The organism is Pedobacter rhodius, from assembly GCF_027213645.1.
Lineage (GTDB): Bacteria > Bacteroidota > Bacteroidia > Sphingobacteriales > Sphingobacteriaceae > Pedobacter > Pedobacter rhodius.
Genome location: NZ_JAPWGL010000002.1, coordinates 874000 through 893879 on the forward strand (window position 1 = coordinate 874000; position 19880 = coordinate 893879).

The window sequence follows — 19880 nt, forward strand, 5'->3', positions numbered from 1 at the left end:
CCGTTCCAAGGGCGAAGAATCTGTCGGGTTGCTGCCGTTTTAGTGAAAATTTCGCCCTTTATGAAAGGCACTTTCAGCAGAAGTGACTAACGGCGTAGCATGCCCTTTATAATTGACGGGATTAGTGGCTTCATTTGCCTGAACCAATGTTTGCGGCAGGTTTGTTTCCGTTAAGCTGCGTAATAATGCGCTCAAATTAAAACAGTGTGAAACAACCAGGTGCGTTACCCCGTTAGCGACCTGTAATTTTCCCTTTACCATAAGCAGTTTAGACTGAACGATTTCTTTACGGTATTTATCAAACAGCGACTGCCATACAACCAGGTTTGCTGAACCTGTTTCATCTTCGAGCGTAATAAATAATACGCCTTTAGCCGTGCCAGGCCGTTGCCTAACTGTGATGAGCCCGGCTATGCTAACTATATCTCCATCATTCTTCATTGCCAAGTCGCTTATCCGTAGATTACCCAGCTGCCGCAGTTGCGTCCGGACTAAACCAACCGGGTGATCTTTGAGGGATAATCCGGTCGAAATGTAATCTTGTACCACATGCTCGCCCCTTGTCATCTCCGGTAAGGGTATTTCCGGCTCTAAAACCGTTTCCGATACCTGCCCGTCGAACAATCCTATTGGCCGGTCGGCCAAAGCAGAGACTTCCCAGAGCGCCATCCGCCGGTCAGCGCCCAGCGAGCGGAAGGCATCTGCATCTGCCAGTTTTTCCAATGCTGCCTCCGGAACACCTGCCGCCCGTAATTGGTCGATGTGCCGGTAGCCTTGGTTACGCATAACCACAAGTTGCAGCATATCATCTTCTTTCAGCCCTTTTACCTGCCGGAATCCCATGCGCACCGCATAATATTTTTCGTTTTTAGCCTCCAGTATGTTATCCCATTCTGAATAATTTACATCCACCGGTAATACCTGCACCTGGTGGTTCCGGGCATCCTGAACGATTTGAGCAGGCTGATAAAAACCCATGGGCTGGCTGTTCAGCAATGCTGCACAGAATACATCCGGATAATGGCATTTGAGCCAGGAAGAAATGTAAACCAGCAAGGCAAAAGAGGCCGCATGGCTTTCGGGGAAGCCATAGCCTTCAAAACCCTGGAGTTGCTTAAATATACGTCGTGCAAAATCTTCTTTGTAACCACGGGCTGTCATGCCGTCGACCAGCTTCTTTTCATAAATATGCAGTTTACCGTTGGCTTTAAAGGAAGCCATACTTCGGCGTAACTGATCAGCTTCTGCGGGTGTAAAACCAGCCGCAACAATGGCGATTTCCATTGCCTGTTCCTGGAAAAGCGGTACCCCCATGGTGCGGCTTAATATTTCTTCGAGTTCCGGTTTGGGGTATTCGGGCAGTTCTTCCTTATTACGCCGCCGCAGGTAAGGATGAACCATATCCCCCTGAATCGGGCCGGGCCGAACAATGGCGACCTCTATCACCAGGTCATAGAATTCACGCGGTTTAAGCCGTGGCAGCATAGACATCTGCGCCCGGCTCTCGATCTGGAAAACGCCAATGGTATCCGCCTTACATATCATGTCATAAACAGCCACGTCGTCCTGCGGTACATTGGCCAGGGTAAGTTTCTTTCCGTAATGCTTCAATATGAAATCAAAAGCTTTACGTATCATGGTTAGCATGCCCAAACCCAATACGTCTACCTTTAGAATTTGGAGGTCTTCCAAATCGTCTTTATTCCATTCTACCTGCGTACGGTTTTCCATACGGGCATTCAATACCGGGCAGAGATCGGATAATTTACCCTCGGTGATGACGAATCCACCGGTATGCTGACCCAATTGCCTTGGAAAGCCGATGAGCTGGCAGGTGAGCTCCAAAACTTTGAGGATAAGCGGATCTTTGGGATTTAATCCGTTATCCCGAAGTCGTTTCTCATCAAAACCTTCCTTATAAAAATCCCAGATTGTGGCCCCGATGCGTTTAATGGTATCTTCTGATAAACCCATGGCTCTGCCAACATCACGGATTGCGCCTTTGTGCCGTTCCTGCGTAACGGTTGCTACGATAGCCGCCCGGTCGCGGCCGTAATCATTGTAAATGAACTGGATGATTTCTTCCCGGCGCTCATGCTCAAAGTCGACATCAATATCAGGCCATTCATCACGGGCATCAGACATAAAGCGGGAGAACAACAAACGGGATTTGGCAGGGTTTACCGCTGTAATGCCCAGGCAATAACAAACGGTAGAGTTGGCTGCCGAGCCACGGCCCTGGTGCAGAATACCTAAGTCTTCTGCCTGTTGTGTATAGCGGTATACACGCAGAAAATACCAGGCAAGTTTTCGCTTTTCAATAAAGTCAAGCTCAAATTCAATTTGCTGTACATGCTTTTCAGGCACCGGGTCGCCAAAATACTCCTTAGCACCATCCCAGGTAAGTTTAGTCAGCCGCTGCTGTGCAGTCATACCATTTACCAGCTTTTCCTCGGGTTCGAGGTATTTGAGTTCATTAAGTGAAAAGTTACAGGCAGCGGCAATGGAAAGTGCATTGCTAATTGCTTCAGGATAAGCCCGAAACAATCGATAAACTTCTGCTGAAGGCTTAAGGTAACGCTCCGCATTTGGATGGAGTTTAAAACCGGCGTTATAAATCGTACATTTTTCGCGGATACAGGTGAGTACATCCTGCAGTTCACGGCGCCCGGCACTGTGATAGTGCACATCACCTGTAGCAACCAAAGGTACACCTGTTGCTTTCAGCCGGAATAACCGCTTGGCATCCTGCCCCTGGTAGTTGAAGGAGGCTGAAAGGTAAAGCGAGTGGCCAAATTGTTTTCGGTATTCGGCCAGGTCGCTAAGAAAGCCTGCATCCAGTTCAAAGCGGCTGTTGAGCTGTTCAGGCGGTACCGCTATAAATAGGATGCCTTCCTGATGTGCATAAACATCTGTTTTGTACAATTCACACTTGCCTTTTTCAGTCCGCAGGTTACCTTTGGTTAGCAAAGCAGATAAGCTTGCATAAGCTTTATGGTTTGTTGGATAGGCTAATAAACTGGCTCCATCAACTAAATCCAACCGGCAGGCCGGAATGAAATGAATGTTTTTTCCCCTGGCTTCCATGTGTGCCCGCACAATCCCGGCCAGTGAATTCCGATCGGTAATGGCAATTGCTGTATAGCCTAAAGCTTCCGCATGCTCCACAAGTTCATGGGGATGCGAGCCCCCGCGCAGGAAGCTGAAGTTTGAAGTTACCTGTAATTCTGCGTATGCTGTCATGTAATCTGTTAAGAAAAGTAACCATGTAAATACCAGGCCGGACTATCGCCATCATATGGGCCGGAGCGGAATACCCAGTAACGTTGTCCCTCGCTATCCTCTACGGCATAATAATCCCGGTGCTTCCCGCTGTCACGCCACCATTCCCTTCCGATGCGTTCCGGCCCATCGGCTTTGATAACCGTATGCCGTTTGTTCTTATAGGTAAATGTTTTTGGAGGATTATCAGGTATCAATGCCATTACCTGTATGCGTTCGGGTATGGCCAGCAATCGGATTGGCCGCATTTGTACGGGCCAGGCTGTTCCCGGTTCCTCCTTTAGCGAAGCGGCTATTTTAACCGACTGTTCGGGCCAGTAATGTTCTGCAGGCAAATAACGTCCGATTGCAGCCGGCCCAACTTTCCCTGCCACGCGATCAAGCAATTCTGCCAGTGCAGTATCTGCCAGGCCTTTAGCTTCAATCCATAATTGCTCCTGCACCGTATCTATGTCCTCTACTTTAAGTGCTTCTAATGTAAAGAGGTCGATACCCAGGGCAGGTTCAATTTTAGCAATCTGCAAGTTAAATAATTTGCGCAGATGTGAAAGGTTGTATGAACCCCGGTTTGTTGTAATGCCCGCCTGCACCCTGCGCCCATCTATACGATGGCATTTGAGTACCGCTTTTCGCAGTCCTTTTCCTTCTGCCTTCAGGCGAACGCATAAGGCAGATAATAATTTTTCGATGGCGATTTCGATTCCAACGACTGTACATATCGGTTCAAGACATGGCAGGCGCTCTACATAGGGAACCGGCGGCACCAGCGGCACCAATTCTTCCTCTTTCCGGCCTAAAGCCTGGTCAATACGAAGTAAGAGCATATTGCCAAACCTTCGGCGCAACACCGAAGCAGGTATGGAAAGTAAAGGGCCAACCGACCGGAAACCCAGCTTCTGCAGCCTTTCCAGCACATCCGGTTCCAGCCTTAAAGCTGCCGGAGGTAATCCTGTTAATGCCTGTGCCTGCGTGCCGCCAGCAACAATGGGCCCGGCCTTTGCAAAACGCGATACGGCCCAGGCTGTACCGGGTGTATCGGCTATTGCCGCCCTTGCATCGAAGCCTGCATTTCTTAATTTTAAAATAATTTCTTTAAGGTACTCCCGCTCATTTACCCAAAGGTGGGCGCAGCCTGATAAGTTGAGCAGGAGGCCATCCGGCAGGTCGATTGCAACAACAGGTGTATAACGGATGCACCATAATCCTAAAAGCCTTAATAATTTCGCGGCTTTCCCAGGTATATCATTGATTACCAGCAGCCCCGCTACCGCTGCACGCGCATCTGCTGCTGCCATACCGGTAAAAGCACCTTGCTGTTCGGCTGCTGCGCTGGAAGCTGTGATAATCATTTTGTTTTTGACCGGTGCAGCGAGTACGAAGGGTAAGCCCTTCAATTCGGGTTGGCGAAGCGCCAGCCCGTCTGTCAGCAAATGCCTGAACCATATAGCCATGTATCTTTTCTGCATTGCTTACCCCGCCTTTCTTTCTTCTGCTAAAACCAGCTGTTCAACAGGCATGAACCGGCCATTATTCCATTCCAACAGCCAGCTGCCCGGCTTTCCGTTACGTACTTTTAACAAATCTACCTGCCAGCGGAAAAAGCCCAAACCAGGCAAGCCGTCTAAATCGGCACTTGGTACCGGCTTCACCTGCCAGCGCGCTGTGCAGGCGGTAGATCGCAACTTTGCTGTCGCATTCCGCAGTACAAAACAGGTTACCCGGCTTTGCTCTACTGTGAGCTGTAAACGTTGTGATTGCTTAAAATTAAGCGCCTGTACTTCGCAAACCACTGCAGCTAAACCGCTGCATTTCAAGGCTTCCTCCATCACCCAAAGGGCTTCTTCATCTTTAGTGAGGCTGATAAAAACCACCCGGTGCGGCGCTACACCGAATACCGTCATTGCCGGGGCAAATAAAGGCTTTGTTTTCCCTATCCAGACACAGATTCTATCCTGTTGCATCAGCAATGATAAAATACCGGTAACCAATCCCCCGCCTGCAGCAGCCTGTTCTGCAGAGCTGCAAACAAACTCGTGTACCGCGGCTATTGGGAAAATGCCGTTCGGAAAAGCGGTCTCCAGCGGGCCCAGTCCAATCAACGCATGCATACCGGCAAGCGGCGGGCGATAACCCTCCATTTGTAAAATATTTTGCCGCAGTTTATGTATAATGTCTTTCTTGTTTTCCATCAGCCGTTAGTTTAAGCTTGGTTTACGGAATTGCGGCACAAAAGCCGCGTACAGGCATTCAGGTAGATGACCATCAGGGTTGCTGATTGCGATGCCCGTGCTTTTTAATTTTATGCAGGCCAGCAGACTTTGATAATCCGGGCGGAGGGCATCAAGGTCTGGTGCAAAATAAGAAATATGGAGATCATCATTTGAAATCCTGCTGTTACGAGCATACCAGATGCCGTTCTCAAACTGTTTTGAAACCAAAAAGTTGCCGGGGGTAGGATATCTATCCGCGAACTGCGGGATATAAGGCATACCCCATTGCTCAGGCAGTACTTCGTCTACCTGTATCCGGGATAATCCCCGGCTTAGTTTCACATCGATATAAAATTCCAACATTTTAGATTACAAAATAATACTAAAATTATTAGTATTACAAATATTAAAGGCAAATGTTTTAAACAAAATTTATCAATTATTATATTAATTAATTGATTTACAAATTTTTAACACAAAATAAAAAACCAAAAGTTATACGTTTTAGATAGAAATTCAAAATCTTATTAAATTAAATTACTAAATAATTTAGCTAAATATTTGGAATCAATAAAATAGAAATAAGTAAATGGCTGTACGTCATTCGCTCAGGCTGATATATGGAAAAATTATAGAAACAGCCATAACCATTAACAAACATTATGGCTTCAGGCAATGTTGTATCAAATAATTAACCTTAATGAATTTAATTTCAAAACAAATTATTTCTTTCTTCGGGCGCATAAAGAAAACAGCCTGAATGTTCAAGGATAATTATCCTTTCTGTGCAGATGATTGGTGTTTTAAAGTACTATAACAGATGATTGTATCTTATAACGAAAAAGGCTGGGAAGTTGTAACCCAACGGGGCCATGGACTATTGGCAGGCCAAATTTGTGCAAGATGGAAAGTCTCTGATCAGCCTTTGCGCTGGGTAGAGACACTTATTGCAACAACAGAACATGATGATCTGATAAATGAATTTGAAAGTTCTCCTCTTCTTGATGATAACGGGGCACCACTGAACTTTAAGGATTCGATCTTTAATGAACAAGCCACTGAAGCACTGCTAAACATGGCCCTAACCCGCAGCCGTTTTATTGCTTTGCTTATTGCCCGCCATATTTCCTTTACCCACGGGCATGAACCAAAAGCAAAAACATTCCTTAAAAGACTTGAAAAAGAGGAAAAAAAATGGATAAGTGAAGCTCAGCTGACGACAAAAGAAATAGAACAAGCTTATCGCCTTCTCCAATTTTGTGACGCTTTTTCTTTATTAATATGCCAGAAAATTGTTCCTCCTGAACAACGGAAAATAGAAATCAGTAAGGGCCCGGACGGAACCAGTTATACCTTATGCCAATATGGGGAGCAACTTGTTGTTGAACCCTGGCCTTTTGAACTAAATGAATTCGTTGTTGTGTATGAGACCAGGACCATTAAAAATTTGAAATTCTCAAATGCGCAGTCCTTCCGTAAAGCACTTCTGGAATCAGCAATAACACTTCAGGAAATTAAAATTTCAAGTTCATTTTAATTGTACGGATATTGAAATCGTGAATGTGCCTCAAAACGGCTTATTAAGCCATTAGCATACCGGCAATAAAGCTCAAATTACGGTTAAAAACACCTTTTCCATCAACTTGCTGATCGGATTTAATAACCTTCTTTTAAAAGGAAAACTGGTATTATTATGGAAGCTTAAAAAATTTAGAACCCTTTTAGGTTTCGAACACACCATAATATATCCAATCCTTATTCAAAGCACAAAAAAAGCGACCGAAGTCGCTTTGAATATTTAAACAGTATTTTGGTTAATAAACACGTACAAGCCAATTGTAATAAAAATTAGCCCTCATTGATATGGCGATGGAGATATTCTTCAACATTAAGCAAATCATTATCCACCTGCTCCTTAGCAGTCATAGATTGATAATGGCTGGAATCTTCATCAAACTGGCTAAATAGGGAAAACTTCAATAAAACTTCGCCTGAAGCCGATTCTTCTTCATGAATCTGGCCTATCAAGGTAAATATGCCTTCAATTCCGTCGTGCACAAAACTATATTTTACTTGTATCGTATCCAGATTTACAGTAGGAATTTCAGCAATTTCCGTATATTCCCTGTCTCTAACCGTTTCTAATCCTTGTTTTATTAATTCAAGGGCTTTTTGTTTTTTCTCGTCATTCATATAATTCAGGTGCTTTATATAATAGAACAGATTAAATCCTCGTATGTTTTTAATACTTCAGGCTTAAAAAAAGTTAAGAATACCAAAGTCGTTTCAGTCAGCATACCAACATAATTACTTTGGGCTCCGTTTTGTTTGATGCGAACAACCGGAAGCTCATCCAAAACGGAAACACAACAGACCTCACCGGAACGGAAACCCGTATATTGCTTATTTTCGCGTTGTCTCCAAATGAAACCATAGCGCGAAGCCGTTTGCAAAAAGAGGTATGGGAAGATGAAGGTGTTATTGTAGGGCGCAGTCTGGATATGTTCATATCAAAACTTAGAAAAAAACTGGAAGCTGATCCGAATATTAAAATAGTTGTGGTACGCGGAAAAGGATATAAGCTTGAGGTTATTTGAAATACACTCTAACGGAAAGCTTATTGTTAAAAGATTCCCTAACAAACCTTTCACTTTTACCTTCAGGATTTTATTTACTTGATTTACATTTCCGGAATTACGGGTATTTGTAATGATAACCTTTGCAGAGATAAACGAAAAATTTTCTCACCGGCTTATTGTTTCTTTCAATAATAATTGGTGGCAACTGCCTGACCGAGCTAAAATATCCCTTAAGTTTTTCGGGAATCAGGGTTTCCATTCCAATATCCTTAAAAAGGGGATCCGAATCGATGAAGATTGCATCCCGACCGCTTAATTTGCTCAGGTCGGTACCCAAAAAATCGAATTCCAGACCAGGCTCACCCAGAACATTCTGCCCATATATAAAATTTTTGCTGTATAAGTTCAGCTCAGCGGAAGTCTTGTACCCATCAGCAGAAAACACAAAATCTGCATGCTGCTGCGTTTTGATTAGCGATACTTTCACCGATAGTTCCCTCCACCCCAGCCAGGTATCATCTGATCTTATGGAAAAAGGATAAAACAGAATCTCAACAATCAGCCCGAGGTGAACGATCAAAGAAAGCAGCATCTGCCATTTGAACCATTTTTCATTTAGATAGCTACTTGCCCATAGTATTCCGGAAATATAAGCCGGCATCATCCAGTTAATCTTGATCCAGTATACTGGGGAGATTAAAAGAAACAAAAGGAAAACCGGTAGAAAAAAACTTAGAAGAAACAGATTATTCGGGTGCATTTCAGCAGATTTTTTACGGTACTTTCTCACCAGGGCATAGAGGCCATAAAAAAGGGTAATAAAAAGTACGGGCATTAATAGCGCAAGCTGGTGGCCCAGCAGGCCCAATGTGAATTTGGGCTTTATTGAAAATGCAGATATTTCTCCCATGCGCTGGGATCCCTGAAAGGCAAAGGAGGCAAAGTGGTGCTGAAAGTTCCAGATGATTACCGGCGCAGAAACCAGCATCATCACTATACAGGAAAGCCAAGGCCAAATCGTAGTCAGCAGTCTCCGATGCGAACCAGACAGCAGCAGAAACAATAGCAAACCAAATGGCAAAAAAACGGCCGTATACTTGCTGTCAAAGGCGAGCCCCATGGCAATACCACTGAATATCCAGTAGGCCTTTTCATCCAGCTGCAGCGCCCTGTAAAGGGTAAGCAGCGATAATGTCCAGAAAAAAATCAGCGGTGTATCGGGCGTAGAAACCAGCGAGAGTACGCTGACCATCAGCGTAGAGAGCAGCAGCATTGTAGAACGTATCGCCTGCCTGCCGGGATAAAACGAAAGGGCAAGTCTATAGAAAAGCAGAACAGTTCCTATTGTCAGGATTGAATCCGCGAGTTTTATAGCAACCACATTAGAACCAAAAACCCAGGTAAAAAACCCTAAAAGCACTGCAATTGCAGGAGGATGATCAAAATAAGAAAGTGATGGGTGCTGACTGTAAAGATAATAATAGGCATCCTGGGGCATTGGCCCAAATGTAAATATTGATAAAATGCGAATGAAAACAATAGCCGCTATCGCATATCGCAGCAAGCTTTCAGGTAAAGACCTTTTTTGCATTTTCATATCATTTGTGCGATTAAGTTTATTACAGCAGACCGCTCCATAAACGAATCTAACACAACATTCTGTAGGAATTTAGAAGTGGGGGTAAATATACATAGAAACTACTCATGAATGATGGGGGATTGTTATTAAAAACCCTTTTGAATTAATCAAATATGAGAAAAAAGAATAATATAATTCTAAACTAAAAGGACTAAGCCCGCCTATGAGTTTACAGTTATGGAAAAACAAAGCCAGCTAACTTTATAAACGGGCAAATATCCAACTGCTGCTTTTCAATATTCATAGCAAAGAAAATATTGAATAAATTCAACTGTAATACAATTCATTAGGTATAAGAAGAGTCGCCACCCCTACGACTATCTGCCATGCTATAATAAACATCTATGTGTTAAGGTTGCCCTATATCATCCCTTCGGTCTGCACCTGCAGGAAAACAACATTAAAATCCCCAACTTATTAATGCTCATATAAATGGTCTGCCCATCAATCTAATCTTCCCAGTAAGGCTGATTTAGGGTTTGCAGATATGAGGTGAACTTATGCTGGCTTTTGTACAAATGGATTTTTTCTAACCCGGTTGGGGTAGCTATTCCACATATTACATGCCCCAATAGATTTTCGTGCTCGGTTATGTCGAGACCTTTCAAAGATTCGTGACCAGAAATAACGACCGTACTCTCCAGAAAAAACCTGGACATGACATTTACATTAAAATCATCCTTATATAAACGAAGCCCAATCCCCTTTTCAATACTGGATTTTAAAGCATCGAAAATAAATCTTTCTTTATGCTGCATTAATATCAGATAGGATTGATAATGATCTTTTTCCAGTGTATGAATAATAGCCGGATTTAGTCTGAAAAATAATCTTTGTGTAAATACCATTATTAAAAATAATTCAATGATAGGGTCGTTTGTTGTTTTTGACAGTATCGTAAAGTTATTAATATTGCCAGCAGCTTCCTTAACGATAAAATCCTCGACCAGTGCATTTTTATTCTTGAATAATTTATAGATCGTTTCTTTTGCCATGCTCAAATGAGCAGCTAAATCGTCTATAGTGACTGATTTGATACCGTTTTTAAGGAAAAGTTCGGCCGCCTTTTCGGCAATCCTGGTTAGTGTTTCCATACCTGATTCTATCTGTCCCCGTTCAAGAGGTTCTACTATTTTAATAATTAACTGGAATGATTGGTTAAGGTTTTCCAACGGCTTTCCGACAATATAATAAGCAACTCGTTTATTAAAAACTTGCAGAATACAATGCTTAAAACCGGTTTTTCAACTGGTTTCAGGTATGGGGTAGCGATTTGATAGTATATCCTGAATTTGTGGATTACCGATATACGGTCATTATAGTACATATTAAGCCAGGTTTTAATTCCATGTAATAACTTGCCAGATAACACGTAGCCAGGAATAGGTTTACCGATGAGGTATACGCATAAAAAATCTGCTTTCGTTGTATTCTTATAATTGAAATTTCGAGTACCCGTATACTTGACAAAATGGTTTTTGGCATACAGGTTTTCAATTTTCAATTCCAGTTCCTCGCGTAACTGTTCGGAAAGATTGATGTATTCTGCCTCGAATACATCAGTTGTTTTTAAATTTGCGCTCATATCAGGTAAATTAAATACGATATAAATTATTTACGGCCTCCCATATTGGCTTTAAATGGATTAAATGATAATCCTATATTGAAATACCCCACCCCATCCTGTGTATTTTCATAAACATAATCAGAGAAGGCTGCATTCTTCTGGTAAAGCCTGGCTACCAACGTATTCGCTATCCCTCCCTTTAACGTAAGTATCAGCTTGCTGCCAAGTGCCTGTTCATACATTGCACCCGATTTTATCTCCAATTGCGTATATTCGTAGGTTCCCGGCAAAAAGAATTGTCCAGGCTTAACATAAAAACCTTCACCCAACAGTTCGCTGCCTAATGACAGTCTGCCATTTTTAAAAAGTGGCCGTTGAACCTTCAAATGCCTCGGTAGAATTAAATCCAGGCTCCACCGGGAATTACTGAAACTTTGTTTCCATGAAAACGATGGTAAGACGGGTGAGATTGCCGTGCGGTCAATCAGTCCAAGAAGGCCTACAGTAATTAGGGTATTTTGATTGCGCTTCAATACAAGAGCTGCAGCAAACAGTCCTTTCACCCTTTGTATGCCATCTTCATCTCCGTCTACGTTCAATGTTGCATTATAGATTACAGGTTTTCCAAACAGCTTGGAGAAATAGGTAAAACTACCCGCAGCGGAGAGGTAATGAAAACTCATTTCGCTTCGCTCGTTTACCAAACCATATGCAACCTGGGGTGTTACATCGTTAAAATCGTAGTGGTTGTATTTATACCTCAAGGATGTGGTGATCACATAGTTTCGAGTTTTAAATACAGGAATGTTTAGGGCTACCCTTAAACGGGATTCATTATCTATTTTGCCGCGCTGGAAACTTTCTCCAAAAAGTTTCGAATCGAAATTTCTTGATCCGAATTGTTCAAACTGAACATCAAATACCCTGGTTGTGGGGAACTTATCTGTGATAAATTCTTTTGCTTCCCTTTTAATGGAATCTGTAGTTTGAGCATGTGCATGGATATAAAATAGCAGGATACTGCCGATAATAGTTATTGTTTTCATGTTAAATTTATGTATGTTGAAGTTTTTTACTGAGGCTCAGTATGGAAATTTTATAAATGTGTGTACAGTAAAAAAGTCTATGATTTATGCTGCAGACAGGTATCTGCTGTAAAAGCAGGTTAGCGGAATCTTCGACACTGGAGTGTGATTTTTCATAGCTGATGGTAACTTGCCGGCAATGCAAAGCTTGCCGGCAAGGATGGATCTTATAAGAATTAATGTACGCCTTTGGTGGCTATGGCCGGTTGCGATACTTCCTTTTTAGGAAACCGTAGCCTGAATTTTTCGCCAATGCGATCAACGCAATAATAGACCATTGGTACGATAAAAACAGTCAAACAAAGGCTTGATGTCAGTCCGCCAATGATTACCCAGGCCAATCCGTTTTTCCATTCGCTTCCGGGTGCACTTGATATGGCTATAGGTATCATACCAATAACCATTGCAGTTGTGGTCATCAGAATAGGCCTTAACCGCTCTTTACCTGCTTCTATCAGGGCCTGCCAGGTTGTATCACCATGTTCTTTACGGTGATTGGCAAAATCCACAATCAGGATGGCGTTTTTAGCGACCAGACCGAGCAGCATGATCATCCCCAGAATGGTAAAAATACTCATCGAAGACTTGGTTAATGCCAAAGCTAAAAACACACCGATAAAGGCAACCGGGAGCGAGAACAGCACCACAAACGGGTAGACAAAGTTATCATACAACGCCACCATAACCAGGTACATCAATATCACTGCTGCCACTATCGCTACCCCCATCGCACCAAAGGAATCGCCCTGGCGTTCCACATCGCCGCCCCAGCGCAGGTCAATACCTTCAGGCAGTGGTTTTTTCAATAGCGATTGCTTGATGTTATCAGCAAGTACACCCGATGTAATCCCTAAAACATCGCTTTTTACAGTAACAGAAGTACGACGGTCCTTTCGTTCCAATACACTAGGGCCGCTGCCCTGCGATACATCAGCAAATTGTGATAGTTTGATTAACTTACCAGATGTATTGCTGAAATTCATATTTTTTACATCCTCTACGCTATGCTTATCAAATTCGTCAAACTTTACTTTAATATCGTATTCGTTATTACCCACACGATATTTAGCATCATCATTGCCGGCGAATGAATTTTGAAGCACCGCACCAACCATGTTAATATTTAAGCCTAACTGGCTCATTTTTTCACGGTCGATATTTACTTCTACCTCCGGATTACCATCTTCAACACTTAACGCTACGTTAATTGCGCCGGGCATAAGCTTAATGCGCTGTTTTAATTCATTGGCAGCAGCCATTAATTGCTGCGGGTTTTCTCCGTTTAATACCAGTTGTATTGGTGCACCGCTATTGATCATACTAACCATAGTCGGGCTAATCTTTACCCCAGCGAAGTGCTGCGCAATATCAAGGCTTTTCTTCAGCATTAATTTTTCAGTAGGAAGGTCGCGGTCTTTTTTATCAACCAGCGTTACGGTTAGTTCCGACTTATAATCAGAACCAACACCTGCTACCAGGGAGGTAGTGCTTGATCCGGCAACGTTGCTCGCAACCGTAACCACATCAGGCTGTTTGCGCAGATAAGTTTCAATAGCGTTGCTGCGCAGGTTGTTTTGTTTCACTGTAGAATTTTTATCAAACTCTAAGGCCATCCTGAACTGGCCCTTATCCGTCGGGGCAACAAATTCGCTGCCGATAACCCCTAATTTCATAACCCATACCACTGCAGCAAAAAGGCATATCACCACGCCGCTCATAATGAGTTTATGAGCAAGAACCCATTTCAGGGCATTCATATACCAATTTGTTAATCCTGTAATTAGTTTTTCAAACAGGATAAGCGGTTTATCCAGCAGTTTACGGTTATCTAATATGGATACTTTGCCAAAGCGCGAGGCCAGCCATGGCGTAAGTGTAAAGCAAACAAAAAGACTCATTAAGGTCGCTACTACAATGGTCGCCGAATAAGAGCGCAGGATAGAGCCGATACTGTTTTGAATAAGACACAGCGGACCAAAAACAACCACGTCAACCATGGTAATGGCAATGGCTGAAAAGCCTATCTCGCTCCGTCCGTCAAGTGCTGCGGTAACTTTATCCTTACCCATTGACAGGTGCCGGTGTATATTTTCCAATACCACGATGCTATCATCGACAAGGATTCCAATCACTAGTGACAAGCCAAGCAATGTCATTAAATTCAAGGTATAGCCAAACAGGTACAGCGCGATAAAAGTAGAGATAAGCGATGTGGGTATGGCCACCAATACGATTAGCGAATCGCGGATACTGTGTAGAAATAATAGCATAATGATAGCAACCAGGATCACAGCGAGGATCAAATCGTCGACCACGCCATTGGCTGCCTCAAGGGTATAATCAGCTGTATCGTCGGCGACAATGAATTTTACACCGTTTGCAGCATACCTTTTTTCGATAAGCTTGATTTTTTCTTTAACCTTCTCGCTAATGTCGACGGCATTGGCATCGCCTTGCTTTTTAATAAGCAGGCCTATCCCGTTTTGGCCGTTATAGCGGAATACGCTGGATGGGTCTTTGGTTACGTCGGCCACACTGGCTATATCGCTCAATTTTATCGGGCTGCCTGAAACGGGCAGGCTTACCACCAGGTTGTTCAGTTGCGACACCGAACTGTAATTACCGGATAAACGCACGGTCATTTGGCCCATGCGCTCGGATTTTATTTTTCCCGCAGGGAGCTCCTGGTTACCGTTGGCAACCGCTGTCGTCACATTTAAAATAGAGAGGCCATAATAATCCAGCCTTTCCTTATTAATATTTACCTGTATTTCGCGCTCCTGCCCGCCAATAAGGGTTATCTCACCCACGCCGGTTATCTGCTGAAAAAGCGGATTCACCTGGTTTTTAACGATATCATAAAAAGCAGCATTATCCAGCGAGGAAGTGGCCATGAGTTGAATGATCGGCTGGTCGCTTGGCGTTACCTTACTGATGCTCGATTCTTTTACATCGGTCGGCATATCGCTCTTTATGTTATTTATTTTGCGTTGTACATCCTGCTGTTTCTGATCGATATTGGTACCGCTGACAAATTCGGCGGTAATGATTGAAACACCCTCTAAAGATTGTGAGGTAATGCTTTTTAATCCGTCTACAGCGCTTAGCTGGTCTTCAATTTTTTTGGTTACGGTTTGTTCAATATTAGCAGGCGCCGCGCCGGGGTAACTGGTAGTTACCACCAGAATAGGGTTGGATATATCGGGAAGCAGTTCGTAACTTAATTGTTTGTAACAAAATAATCCGCCGCCTATCAATACCGAAAATATCACGATAATGAGCGAAGGCCTTTTGATAGCTATTTCGGTTAATGTCATTTTAGTAGTTTTAATTTTGTTTCGTCGGTTTATTTTATTTCAACTCTAGTACCGTCTGCAAGGTTAACCAGTCCGCCGATAATCACGATATCATTTATCTCCAAACCTTTGGTTACCTGTATCCGGGTATCATTACTTGCACCAATTTCAATGCTGCGCAACCGGGCTATACCATTTTGAGCTATGTACACCTGCGGCTTTTGCGTAGACCCTAACAAGGCCGAACGCGGAATGCTGATGGCATTCAGTAAAGGTGAACTGCCCATGGTTACATTACCGTACATGCCCGATCGCAGCGGGGTTTCCGCTTTATTAACAACTAAAAATTTCACCGTGTAATTATGAGATTCATCGGCATCGCTGGATATATAATTCACCTTTCCTTTAAATACCGCATCCGTGTAAACATCTGTTTTAACGTCCATTTCCATACCCTCTTTAAATTGCGGGATATACTTTTCCGGCACGCTAACTTCCAGTTTTAACATGGAAATATCTATCAGAGTAGCCATCGGGTTACCAGGTGATACAATTGCGCCCAGGTCGAAATTCCTGGAAGTGATAACTCCGGTAAACGGTGCTTTAATAGTGTATTGTTTAATTTGCCTGGTTAGCTGTTCTATCTGGGCCTGGCTGGTGAGCACCTGCGTACGTGCGTTATCCATTTGTAACTGCGTAACACCTGTAGCTGCTGCCTCATAACGTTTCAGGGTGTTCTGATTGTTATGAAGGCTTACCATTGCAGAACTGAGTTGGGCACGCAGCACCCCATCGTCCAGGTGGGCAACCAGGCTACCGGCTTGTACCACACTGCCCTCCTTTATGCCAACAGATATTACTTTGCCTGACGTTTCCGAAGCGATAGTAACCTCTCTGCTTGGCGAAAAAGAACCTAAAAAAGGTGTTGCAATTTTAAATTCAGCGTATTTAATTGTATCCGCCTGTACAATGGCTTTCGTATTTACAGCCGGGCGATAAACCCGTGCCTCCACTTCTTTTTTATTTGATAGTAGTTTGAATACCGTGAATACCACAAGGCCTACAAGGACGGTAATGACAATGATCTTAGATAATTTTTTCATTTTTATGAGATTATGAATAGGGCTTTAGTTTTGATTGTTTAATAAGGTTCCCTGCGCTTTCCTAAGGTCGAGTTCGGCCTGTTTAATATTGATCAGGGCATTTACAAAATTGGTTTGTGCGGTTTGCAGATCGCTGTTGGTATTGATGAAATCGCTGACTTTTACCAACCCGCTCTTATACTGGGCATTTATGTCTTTCATTACCTTTTGCGCCAGTAAAAGATTTCGTTGCTGGTTTTGATAGGTAATAAAGTTGCTTTTCAAGTCGGCATAGGCATCTGCCATTTCCTTATTGTTTTGCTGCATGGTTTGCCGGGCCTGTACTTCGTATCTTTTAACCTCGTAATATTTTTGTTTGGCCTGGTATTTAACATTAAAGCCATCAAAAATCGGGATACTCAATTTTACCCCGACGTAAGAATTGGGGTAAAATTTATTGTTAATGGTATTAAAGGGATTAGCGCTTGTAGAGTAACCGTATAAGCCATATGCACCATTTAGGGATAAAGTTGGCAAATAGCCAGTCTTTATTTTTCGCTCTTCAAGTTTGGCCGTTTTTATATTTTCAATAGCCTGTAAATAATTGGTTTTTGACGTTCCGTCAAGTGATGGTATTTGTAAAATTGTTGCATCAGCCTCATTGTCTATAAAAGGCAGTACAGCGATGTCAGCACTGAGCGGGAGGTTCATCAAGGTTTTGAGCATATTATAATACTTCTCTTTGCTGTTTTCCTGACTTTGGATATTTGCTTTATCATTATCCCTGGTTACGATAAGCCTGTCTACGTCAGTTTGGGTAGCCAAACCGGCTTTGAGCTGGTCCTGCGTACTGGCCAGTAAAGCTTCAGTATTGGCGAGTGTTTGCCTGCTCAACTCTGTTTGCTTGATAACCGACTGAATGTTATAATAAGTAGCTGATATGTTGTAAACCAGGTCTTCCTTACTTGCAGTAATCTGTAACTGGCTGAGCTTTACCGATACTTTTGCCGCTTTTAATGCGATCATGGAAGCAGGATTATAAATATTTTGTTTCAGGGATACGGTGGCAGATTTGGTTTGGGGCACCCCGAACTCAACGGCCGAATAGGTGCCTGGGGGGCCGCCAAAAGCACCTGCAGGAATTACAGAAGTAGATACCTGGAAGGCGTACTGATAGGCGCCTTCACCGCTAATGGTTGGCAATAAAGCACTATATTGTTGCTTAACACCTGCTTTACTTTTCTCCAGGCTATAACCGTCTGCTGTTAACTGAAGGCTTTGTTGCAGGCCTTTATCAATACATTGCTTAAGGGTAAGTGTTTCCTGCGCCTGTGCATGGACATTTAAATTAAAGACACCTATAATGACCAATCCAATGGCTGACTTTATATTTCTAATTTTCATTTTAGTTTGATTTTAATATTTGACTATTTTGTCGATTATACGCCAAAAAAAACTACGGTTTAAACGCGATTTTCAAAAAATCCTTCATGTAGATTTTCCGTTCTTTCATCAGAACCATATACTGTTCGTCAGACAGAAAAAGTACATTCTGTATAATACCCCTGCCTGCGAATGAAAAGACACACATAGATATCAGGGTAATTAATATTTGTTTGGGCGCACCTTTCATTTCGCCTTTTTTAACAGATGTTTCGATGCCATTTAAAAGCATATCGAAAGGGCTACCATTCGCTTCACTTATTAAGATAGCCCTCATTACACCCGGATTATTGTTAAACTCATTAAGCATGAATATATCTATCTCCGGTTCGGCTAAGGCTTTGTCAAAATACCCGTCTACAAATGCTTCCATTTTTTCAAGCGTAGTATAACTGCTGTTACGAAGCATCTCGGTACGTTTTGCTAAATCCCGGAAAGCCTCTTTCAACACCACCTGAAATAATTTCTCTTTGCGGCGAAAATAATAATGAAGCGCCGTACGCCCGATGCCTGCTAAATTGGCTATCTCCTGCATCCGTGTGCCTGCTAAACCCTTCTTCAAAAAAACATTTTTTGCGGCTGATTTAATTAGCGTTTCAGTGTCTGTATTGACTATTGCTTTTGATAACATAATTGTTTTACATTAATGTCGAACACAAAGGTAAATAAATATTTGATACATGCAAATATTTTTTAAAACAAGATAAGCTACCGAAATGGAAGGAAACTTTAAATGCTTGCTTTCGCCTAAAAAAAGTGATTGGTTATACCTGGAAGCGTAAAACAATTGAAAAAAGGAAAATCATCGGTTCGATCTTTCCGGAAAAAGGACTGTTTTAGAAAATAAAGGTTGAACCGGTGAAGTTAATCTTGCGGAACATCTTATACATAAAATTACAGCCTGTTAGCGCATAAAAAAACCGGCGTTAGAACTAAAATTAGAACTAACTCCGGCTTGGTACCCCCGGACATACTAAAGTCGAACCAGTTTATAGAAGATTTATGTATAATTAATTCAATATCAATACAATAGTTTAGGTAGCTGATTTGTGCATGCAGAATTGTTGTCCCTATGGCATTGAAACATTATAACGTAAGAGATCATGTCATCATTCAACTTCACCATGTTGCAGCTACCCTGTCCAAAATACAGATAAGCGGAGCCATCATCATCCACAAACACCATAAGGTCTATTGTTTGATTGGGAAACATTCCTTTTTTCACCAATGGCTTCCAAGCGCATCTTTAAATGGAACTGTTGGTTTGGTTGAAACGCCTACACCAATATTGCCCTCAGCAACAAAGTAGAATTAATACTTGTTGTTTTTAGAAGCAATTGCGGGAGCCCATGCCTTTTCCTTCCCCCAGGTTAGGTCTTTTGGCAAATTCAATATCACCTTCTCGTTTTTCCATCTGACTAGGTCTTTTGATGACCAACAGGTAAAAATTGTAGCTTTCCATCCCTTGAAACCATTAGTTGTTGGATATATATAGAATTTTTTACCAAAAACAACTAGATGTGAATCTGCATACAAACCCGGCAAACCGCTGCCGGGGGCATTCAAAGTATCTGTTTGACCGTAGGATACAGTTGTAATGCAAAGTGAACTGAACAGCAATAACAGGCTATATTTCAATGGAATAGCATTGGTTTAATTAATTGTACGGCTAGAAAATTTTATATATTGTTACATCA

Annotated in this window: 17 protein-coding genes; 3 read left to right on the top strand and 14 right to left on the bottom strand. The window is 42.5% G+C overall.

The window, feature by feature from the left end; translation table 11 throughout:
- Positions 1 to 39: 39 nt before the first annotated feature.
- The 4 genes from O0931_RS09040 to O0931_RS09055 are packed head-to-tail and all read right to left on the bottom strand — an operon-like array spanning position 40 to position 5855.
- The gene (locus tag O0931_RS09040) at positions 40 to 3243 is read right to left on the bottom strand and encodes an error-prone DNA polymerase (protein ID WP_269415237.1); all 3204 of its coding nucleotides are present in this window, start codon (positions 3241 to 3243) and stop codon (positions 40 to 42) included.
- An 8-nt stretch (positions 3244 to 3251) separates the two neighbouring features.
- Positions 3252 to 4748, bottom strand: a complete 1497-nt coding sequence (locus tag O0931_RS09045) for a Y-family DNA polymerase (protein ID WP_269415238.1) — start codon at positions 4746 to 4748, stop codon at positions 3252 to 3254.
- Positions 4749 to 4751: 3 nt separating this feature from the next.
- On the bottom strand, positions 4752 to 5471 hold the full coding sequence (locus O0931_RS09050; protein WP_269415239.1) for an ImuA family protein: 720 nt from the start codon (positions 5469 to 5471) through the stop codon (positions 4752 to 4754).
- 6 nt (positions 5472 to 5477) lie between these two features.
- Entirely contained in the window at positions 5478 to 5855 is a 378-nt protein-coding gene (locus tag O0931_RS09055; protein WP_269415240.1) for a hypothetical protein, read from the bottom strand.
- Positions 5856 to 6312: 457 nt separating this feature from the next.
- Here O0931_RS09055 and O0931_RS09060 point away from each other — a divergent pair, with 457 nt between their 5' ends.
- A complete protein-coding gene (locus tag O0931_RS09060; protein WP_269415241.1) occupies positions 6313 to 7029 on the top strand; it encodes a DUF3891 family protein in 717 nt (238 codons plus the stop codon).
- A gap of 311 nt (positions 7030 to 7340) precedes the next feature.
- On the opposite strand, the gene O0931_RS09065 is transcribed toward O0931_RS09060, so the two are convergent.
- Positions 7341 to 7685, bottom strand: coding sequence for a hypothetical protein (locus O0931_RS09065; protein WP_269415242.1), 345 nt, complete (start codon positions 7683 to 7685; stop codon positions 7341 to 7343).
- 131 nt (positions 7686 to 7816) lie between these two features.
- On the opposite strand from O0931_RS09065, the gene O0931_RS09070 reads away from it, so the two are divergent.
- Positions 7817 to 8089 (top strand): winged helix-turn-helix domain-containing protein, encoded by a 273-nt coding sequence (locus O0931_RS09070; RefSeq protein ID WP_269415243.1) that lies wholly within the window; start codon positions 7817 to 7819, stop codon positions 8087 to 8089.
- Between the two features lie 97 nt (positions 8090 to 8186).
- On the opposite strand, the gene O0931_RS09075 is transcribed toward O0931_RS09070, so the two are convergent.
- The 8 genes from O0931_RS09075 to O0931_RS09110 form a co-directional block, all read right to left on the bottom strand.
- Positions 8187 to 9662, bottom strand: a complete 1476-nt coding sequence (locus tag O0931_RS09075) for an ArnT family glycosyltransferase (protein WP_269415244.1) — start codon at positions 9660 to 9662, stop codon at positions 8187 to 8189.
- 497 nt (positions 9663 to 10159) lie between these two features.
- Positions 10160 to 10804 carry a TetR/AcrR family transcriptional regulator gene (locus tag O0931_RS09080; protein ID WP_269415245.1) on the bottom strand — a complete coding sequence of 215 codons (645 nt, stop codon included), beginning with the start codon at positions 10802 to 10804 and terminating at the stop codon, positions 10160 to 10162.
- 47 nt (positions 10805 to 10851) lie between these two features.
- Positions 10852 to 11295: a hypothetical protein gene (locus O0931_RS09085; protein ID WP_269415246.1), complete on the bottom strand. Its 444-nt coding sequence runs from the start codon at positions 11293 to 11295 to the stop codon at positions 10852 to 10854.
- 26 nt (positions 11296 to 11321) lie between these two features.
- A complete protein-coding gene (locus O0931_RS09090; protein WP_269415247.1) occupies positions 11322 to 12323 on the bottom strand; it encodes a hypothetical protein in 1002 nt (333 codons plus the stop codon).
- A 215-nt stretch (positions 12324 to 12538) separates the two neighbouring features.
- On the bottom strand, positions 12539 to 15679 hold the full coding sequence (locus tag O0931_RS09095) for an efflux RND transporter permease subunit (protein WP_269415248.1): 3141 nt from the start codon (positions 15677 to 15679) through the stop codon (positions 12539 to 12541).
- 29 nt (positions 15680 to 15708) lie between these two features.
- Positions 15709 to 16761, bottom strand: a complete 1053-nt coding sequence (locus tag O0931_RS09100) for an efflux RND transporter periplasmic adaptor subunit (protein WP_269415249.1) — start codon at positions 16759 to 16761, stop codon at positions 15709 to 15711.
- A gap of 24 nt (positions 16762 to 16785) precedes the next feature.
- Positions 16786 to 18144 (bottom strand): TolC family protein, encoded by a 1359-nt coding sequence (locus O0931_RS09105; protein ID WP_269415250.1) that lies wholly within the window; start codon positions 18142 to 18144, stop codon positions 16786 to 16788.
- A gap of 52 nt (positions 18145 to 18196) precedes the next feature.
- Positions 18197 to 18814 (bottom strand): TetR/AcrR family transcriptional regulator, encoded by a 618-nt coding sequence (locus O0931_RS09110; protein ID WP_269415251.1) that lies wholly within the window; start codon positions 18812 to 18814, stop codon positions 18197 to 18199.
- A 441-nt stretch (positions 18815 to 19255) separates the two neighbouring features.
- Here O0931_RS09110 and O0931_RS09115 point away from each other — a divergent pair, with 441 nt between their 5' ends.
- On the top strand, positions 19256 to 19492 hold the full coding sequence (locus O0931_RS09115; protein WP_269415252.1) for a hypothetical protein: 237 nt from the start codon (positions 19256 to 19258) through the stop codon (positions 19490 to 19492).
- Positions 19493 to 19494: 2 nt separating this feature from the next.
- Here the strand turns inward: O0931_RS09115 and O0931_RS09120 are convergent, their stop codons facing one another.
- Positions 19495 to 19821, bottom strand: coding sequence for a family 43 glycosylhydrolase (locus tag O0931_RS09120; RefSeq protein ID WP_269415253.1), 327 nt, complete (start codon positions 19819 to 19821; stop codon positions 19495 to 19497).
- Positions 19822 to 19880 lie beyond the last annotated feature (59 nt).

What these genes read in the sequence shown, in the direction of transcription:
- O0931_RS09040 (WP_269415237.1), bottom strand. Translation starts at nt 3,243, where the DNA reads ATGACAGCATACGCAGAATTACAGGTAACTTCAAACTTCAGCTTCCTG.
- O0931_RS09045 (WP_269415238.1), bottom strand. Translation starts at nt 4,748, where the DNA reads ATGCAGAAAAGATACATGGCTATATGGTTCAGGCATTTGCTGACAGAC.
- O0931_RS09050 (WP_269415239.1), bottom strand. Translation starts at nt 5,471, where the DNA reads ATGGAAAACAAGAAAGACATTATACATAAACTGCGGCAAAATATTTTA.
- O0931_RS09055 (WP_269415240.1), bottom strand. Translation starts at nt 5,855, where the DNA reads ATGTTGGAATTTTATATCGATGTGAAACTAAGCCGGGGATTATCCCGG.
- O0931_RS09060 (WP_269415241.1), top strand. Translation starts at nt 6,313, where the DNA reads ATGATTGTATCTTATAACGAAAAAGGCTGGGAAGTTGTAACCCAACGG.
- O0931_RS09065 (WP_269415242.1), bottom strand. Translation starts at nt 7,685, where the DNA reads ATGAATGACGAGAAAAAACAAAAAGCCCTTGAATTAATAAAACAAGGA.
- O0931_RS09075 (WP_269415244.1), bottom strand. Translation starts at nt 9,662, where the DNA reads ATGCAAAAAAGGTCTTTACCTGAAAGCTTGCTGCGATATGCGATAGCG.
- O0931_RS09080 (WP_269415245.1), bottom strand. Translation starts at nt 10,804, where the DNA reads ATGGAAACACTAACCAGGATTGCCGAAAAGGCGGCCGAACTTTTCCTT.
- O0931_RS09085 (WP_269415246.1), bottom strand. Translation starts at nt 11,295, where the DNA reads ATGAGCGCAAATTTAAAAACAACTGATGTATTCGAGGCAGAATACATC.
- O0931_RS09090 (WP_269415247.1), bottom strand. Translation starts at nt 12,323, where the DNA reads ATGAAAACAATAACTATTATCGGCAGTATCCTGCTATTTTATATCCAT.
- O0931_RS09095 (WP_269415248.1), bottom strand. Translation starts at nt 15,679, where the DNA reads ATGACATTAACCGAAATAGCTATCAAAAGGCCTTCGCTCATTATCGTG.
- O0931_RS09100 (WP_269415249.1), bottom strand. Translation starts at nt 16,761, where the DNA reads ATGAAAAAATTATCTAAGATCATTGTCATTACCGTCCTTGTAGGCCTT.
- O0931_RS09105 (WP_269415250.1), bottom strand. Translation starts at nt 18,144, where the DNA reads ATGAAAATTAGAAATATAAAGTCAGCCATTGGATTGGTCATTATAGGT.
- O0931_RS09110 (WP_269415251.1), bottom strand. Translation starts at nt 18,814, where the DNA reads ATGTTATCAAAAGCAATAGTCAATACAGACACTGAAACGCTAATTAAA.
- O0931_RS09115 (WP_269415252.1), top strand. Translation starts at nt 19,256, where the DNA reads ATGGCATTGAAACATTATAACGTAAGAGATCATGTCATCATTCAACTT.